Genomic DNA, 5,917 nt, shown 5'->3' on the forward strand with positions numbered 1-5,917 from the left:
GCTGGACCGGCTGCACGAGCTGGTGCAGCGGCATTTCGCCGAGACCGACTCGGCGGTTGCCGAGGAGCTGTTGAAGCGCTGGCCGGAGGCGGTGGAGGAGTTCACCGCCGTGGTGCCCCGGGACTACCGCCGGGTGCTGGAGATCATGCTGGCCGCCGAGGCCGAGCACGCAGGCCGCCTCGCACGGCGCCGGGCAGAGCCGACCGGTGAACTCCGGGAAGTTGTTGGTGGCGTGCAGCGACTCCACCGCGGCGTCCCAGTTGCCGGTACGGACCAGGTCGTTCCAGTCCGGGATGCGGTTGCCCAGCGGGCAGCCGTCGTGGCAGAACGGGATGCCGCAGTCCATGCAGCGGGTGGCCTGCTCGCGGATCAGCTCCTCACCGGCGGGCGGGTAGACCTCCCGCCAGTCGCGGATCCGCACCGGCACCGGCCGGCGCGCGGGCAACCGCCGGTCGTAGCGCAGAAAACCGTTCGGGTCAGGCACGAGCCACCTCCTGGGCGACCACCCGCTGAGCGGGCGGCACCGGCAGCGCCGGTTGGGCCGGCTCAGCCGGCGCCGTCAGTTCTTTCATGACCGCGTCATCGACGTCACGGCCGGCGGCTTCGGCGGCCCGCATGATCTCCAGCACCCGGCGGTAGTCCCGGGGCACCACGGCGGTGAACTCCTCCACCGCCTCCGGCCAGCGCTTCAACAGCTCCTCGGCAACCGCCGAGTCGGTCTCGGCGAAGTGCCGCTGCACCAGCTCGTGCAGCCGGTCCCGCTCCTCCTCGCGCAGCGGCGAGAGGTCGACCAGCTCGGTGTTGACCAGGCGCCGGTCCAGGTTCCAGACGAACGCCGTCCCGCCGGACATGCCGGCGGCGAAGTTACGCCCCGTCTCGCCGAGCACCACCACCGTGCCGCCGGTCATGTACTCGCAGCCGTGGTCGCCGACGCCCTCGACGACCGCCACCGCGCCCGAGTTGCGCACCGCGAAGCGCTCGCCCACCCGGCCACGCAGGAACACCTCACCGTCGGTAGCCCCGTACAGGATGGTGTTGCCGGCGATGATCTGGTCCTCGGCGCGCTCCCCCGGCTCGGCGTCGTCCCCGACGAAGGGGGCGTCGGTGTCCGGGCGGACGATGATCCGCCCGCCGGAGAGGCCCTTGCCGACGTAGTCGTTGGCGTCGCCGTGCAGCCGCAGGGTGACCCCGCGCGGCAGGAACGCACCGAACGACTGGCCGGCGGTGCCGCGCAGCAGGAACTCGATGGTGTCGGTGGGCAGGCCCTCGCCGCCGAAGCGGCGGGTCACCTCCCCGCCGAGCATGGCCCCGACGCTGCGGTGCTCGTTGCGCACGGCCACCTCGACCCGGACCGGCGTGCGGTCCCGCAGCGCCGGCTCGGCGAGCGCGATCAGCTCATTGTCCAGCGCCAGCTCCAGGCCGTGGTCCTGGGCCCGGATCCCGCGCCGCGCGGCGTCCGCCGGCAGCTCCGGCAGGCGCAGTACGGGCGCCAGGTCGAGCCCGTGCCCCTTCCAGTGCTCGATCGCCGGGGTGACGTCGAGCAGCTCGGTCTGCCCGATGGCCTCCTCGATGCTGCGAAAGCCCAGCTCGGCCAGGTAGCCCCGGACCTCCTCGGCGAGGAAGAGGAAGAAGTTCTCCACGAACTCCGGCTTGCCGGTGAACCGCTCGCGCAGCACCGGGTTCTGCGTCGCGATGCCGACCGGACAGGTGTCCAGGTGACAGACCCGCATCATCACGCAGCCCTCGACGATCAGCGGGGCGGTGGCGAAGCCGAACTCCTCGGCGCCGAGCAGCGCCGCGATGAGCACATCCCGGCCGGTCTTGAGCTGCCCGTCGACCTGCACGGTGACCCGGTCGCGGAGCTTGTTGAGCAGCAGCGTCTGCTGCGCCTCGGCCAGCCCCAGCTCCCACGGGGTGCCGGCGTGCTTGAGCGAGTTCAGCGGGGACGCGCCGGTGCCGCCGTCGTGCCCGGAGATCAGGATGACGTCCGCCTTGAGCTTGGCGACGCCGGCCGCGACCGTACCCACGCCGACCTCGCTGACCAGCTTGACGTGCACCCGGGCGGCCGGGTTGACGCACTTCAGGTCGTGCACGAGCTGGGCGAGGTCCTCGATGGAGTAGATGTCGTGGTGCGGCGGCGGGGAGATCAGGCCGACGCCCGGGGTGGCGTGCCGGGTACGGGCGATCCACGGCCAGACCTTGTTGCCGGGCAGCTGGCCACCCTCGCCGGGCTTGGCGCCCTGGGCCATCTTGATCTGCAGGTCGTCGGCGTTGACCAGGTACTCGCTGGTCACGCCGAACCGGCCGCTGGCGATCTGCTTCACCGCGGAGCGGCGGGCCGGGTCGTGCAACCGGTCGACGTCCTCGCCGCCCTCACCGGTGTTGGACTTGCCGCCGAGGCGGTTCATCGCGATGGCGAGGGTCTCGTGCGCCTCCGCCGAGATCGACCCGTACGACATGGCGCCGGTGGCGAACCGCTTGACGATCTCGGTGGCCGGCTCGACCTCGTCCAGCGGCACCGGCGGGCGTACCCCGGTGCGCAGAGTGAACAGGCCGCGCAGCGAGCCGGCCTTCGCGGCCAGGTCGTCCACCTTGGCGGTGTACTGCCGGAAGACGTCGTACTGCCGGCTGCGGGTGGCGTGCTGGAGCAGGAAGACCGTCTCCGGGTTGAACAGGTGCAGCTCACCCTCGCGGCGCCACTGGTACTCGCCACCGACCTCCAGCCGGTCGGAGCTCTGCGCGCCCGGGGCCGGCCAGGCCACGGCGTGCCGGGCGGCCACCTCGGCGTGGATCTCGTTCAACCCGATCCCGCTGATCTTGCTCGGGGTGCCTCGGAAGTACCGCTCGACCAGGCGGGTGTCCAGGCCGACCGCCTCGAAGACCTGCGCGCCGCAGTACGACGACACGGTCGAGATGCCCATCTTGGACATGATCTTCAGGACACCCTTGCCGAGCGCCTTGACGTAGTTGCGGATCGCCTTGGCCGGGTCCACGCCGACCAGGGCGCCGGTGGAGACCATGTCCTCCACCGACTCGAAGGCGAGGTACGGGTTGACCGCCGCGGCGCCGTACCCGATCAGCACCGCCGCGTGATGCACCTCGCGGCAGTCGCCGGACTCCACGATCAGCGCCACCTGGGTACGCGTCTGCTCCCGCACCAGGTGCTGGTGCACCGCCGCGGTGAGCAGCAGCGACGGGATCGGCGCCAGGTCGGCGTTGGAGTCCCGGTCCGACAGGACCAGGATCCGCACCCCGTCCTCGATCGCCTCGGAGACGTGCCGGCAGATCTCCGTCAGCCGGGCCTTGATGCCGGCTCCGCCGTCGCGCACCCGGTAGAGCCCGGACACCCGGACCGCCTTGAAGCCGGGCAGGTCGCCGTCCTCGTCGATGGAGAGGATCTTGGCCAGCTCGTCGTTGTCGATCACCGGGTACGGCAGCACGATCTGCCGGCAGCTCGCCGGGCCCGGGTCGAGCAGGTTGCCCTCCGGGCCGATGGTGGACTGCAGGCTGGTCACCAGTTCCTCGCGGATGGCGTCCAGCGGCGGGTTGGTGACCTGGGCGAAGAGCTGGTGGAAGTAGTCGTAGAGCAGCCGCGGCTTGGTGGACAGCGGCGCGATCGGGGTGTCGGTGCCCATCGAGCCGATCGGCTCCGCGCCGGCCCGCGCCATTGGCGCGAGGAGGATCTTCAGCTCCTCCTCGGTGTAGCCGAAGGTCTGCTGCCGGCGCCGCACCGAGTCGTGGGTGTAGACGATGTGCTCCCGCGGCGGCAGGTCGCCCAGCTCGATCAGGCCGGCGTGCAGCCACTCGTCGTACGGCCGCTGGGCGGCCAGCTCGGTCTTGATCTCGTCGTCGGAGACGATCCGGTGGTTGACGGTGTCGACCAGGAACATCTTCCCCGGCTGGAGCCGCCCCTTGGCGACCACCCGGGCCGGGTCCAGGTCGAGCACGCCCGCCTCGCTGCCGAGCACCACGAGCCCGTCCTCGGTACGCCACCAGCGACCGGGGCGCAGCCCGTTGCGGTCCAGCACCGCGCCGACGATCTCGCCGTCGGTGAAGGCCACCGAGGCGGGGCCGTCCCACGGCTCCATGAGACTGGCGTGGAACCGGTAGAAGGCGCGCTTGTCGGCGCGCATGTCCGGGTCGTTCTCCCACGCTTCCGGGATCATCATCAGCACCGCGTGCGGCAGGCTCCGCCCGGACAGGTGCAGCAGCTCCAGGACTTCGTCGAAGTTCGCCGAGTCGGAGGCGCCCGGGGTGCAGACCGGGAAGACCCGGCGGATGTTGCCCGGGACGTTCGGGCTGCGCAGCAGCGCCTCGCGGGCCTGCATCCAGTTCCGGTTGCCGCGGATCGTGTTGATCTCACCGTTGTGCGCGATGAACCGGTACGGGTGGGCCAGCGGCCACGACGGGAAGGTGTTGGTGGAGAAGCGCGAGTGCACCAGCGCGATCGCGCTGACCACCCGCTCGTCGGTCAGCTCCGGGTAGTACGCCGGGAGCTGGTCCGGGGTGAGCATGCCCTTCCAGACCATGGTCCGGCTGGACAGCGACGGGAAGTACGCCGCCACGCCCCGCTCGGCGGTCTCCCGCTCGGCCTGCTTACGGACGCAGAACGCCACCCGGTCCAGGTCGAGCCCGGACAGCGGGGAGCCGGCCGGCCCGGCGGGCGAGTCGGTGAGCCGGTGGGCGGCGAGGAAGAGCTGGCGGACCCGGGGCATCGCGGCGAGCGCCGTCTCGCCCAGGCCGCTCGGGTCGGTCAGGATGTCCCGCCAGCCGAGCACGTCGGCCCCCTCGACCAGGGCGTACTTCTCCACCACCCGGCGGGCCAGGGCCTCGCCGGCGTCGTCGTCGGGCAGGAAGACCAGGCCGGTCGCGTACTGGCCGGCGGGCGGCAGCGGGAAATCCGCCACAGCCCGCAGGAACGCGTCCGGCACCTGGATCATGATCCCGGCGCCGTCACCGGTGTTGTGCTCCGCACCCCGGGCACCCCGGTGGTCGAGCCGGCAGAGCGCGCCGAGACCGTTCGCGACGACCTCGTGCGACCGTCGCCCGTGCAGGTCGGCCACGAAGGCGACACCGCACGCGTCGTGCTCCTGCGCAGGGTCGTAGAGCCCGGACGCGGTCGGGGCCGACTGGGGGCTGAGGGGGTGCGAAAAGGCCACCGGGGCTCCTGTCGTCACTCAGGTTGGATCATGGTCGGGACGACGTCGGCCCTGCACGGTCTATTGAGTCTACGTTAGGGCGGCGGGCACAAGGCCAGTTCAGATTGATCACACTTCCAGAATCTGGGAAGGGTAGTCTCGCGCGGTGGATCTCGTACGCACCGAACTCTTCGACCGGCTGGAGCGTTTCTACGACGCGGTGCCCCGCGACGGTGCCCGAAGCGAGGAGTACGGCAGCCTCGTGCTCTTCGTCCGCGATGGTGCCGGTTGGCCGTTCTACGCCCGCCCGCGGCTCGACGCCACCGCGCCGCCGTCGCTCGCCGACGTCACCGCCGTCCGGGCCCGCCAGCGCGAACTGGGCCTGCCGGAGGCCTTCGAATGGGTCCACGAGACCACGCCCGACCTGCTCGCGGTGGCCCGCTCGGCGGGGCTGAACGTGCTGGAGGCGCCGCTCATGGTGCTGGACCCGGCGCAGCTGCCCGACCCGGCGACGCTCAGCGACGTACCGGCGCGGGTGCTGGACCCGGCGACCCCCGGCTTCGCCAGGGACGTCGCCATCCGGCGGGCCGTCGCGGCGGTCGGCTTCTCCAACGCCGGCACCGCGCGCGGGGAGGCCGGACCGGCCGAGCGTGACGCGGCGGTCGCCCGGCTCGACGTGGCCGCCCTGGACGAGGAGGGCGGACGGATCACCGACGGCCGGCGCATCTCGGTGCTCGCCGAGACCCCCACGGAGGGGGCGCTGGCCAGCGCCCCCTCCG

Annotated in this window: 2 protein-coding genes and 1 pseudogene; 1 reads left to right on the forward strand and 2 read right to left on the reverse strand. The window is 72.0% G+C overall.

Features of this window, described 5'->3' with window-relative positions:
* Positions 1 to 484: pseudogene (locus DKL51_RS02520) on the reverse strand (hypothetical protein); the annotation flags it as partial.
* On the reverse strand, positions 477 to 5,159 hold the full coding sequence (gene gltB / locus DKL51_RS02525; protein WP_109942823.1) for a glutamate synthase large subunit: 4,683 nt from the start codon (positions 5,157 to 5,159) through the stop codon (positions 477 to 479). The pseudogene DKL51_RS02520 and the gene gltB, both read right to left, overlap by 8 nt.
* 145 nt (positions 5,160 to 5,304) lie before the next feature.
* On the opposite strand from gltB, the gene DKL51_RS02530 reads away from it, so the two are divergent.
* Positions 5,305 to 5,917 (forward strand): GNAT family N-acetyltransferase (locus DKL51_RS02530; protein ID WP_124811687.1); only part of this gene is annotated, 613 nt, incomplete at its 3' end.

Origin of the sequence: Micromonospora globispora (genome assembly GCF_003857015.1) — a bacterium.
GTDB classification, from domain to species: domain Bacteria; phylum Actinomycetota; class Actinomycetes; order Mycobacteriales; family Micromonosporaceae; genus Micromonospora; species Micromonospora globispora.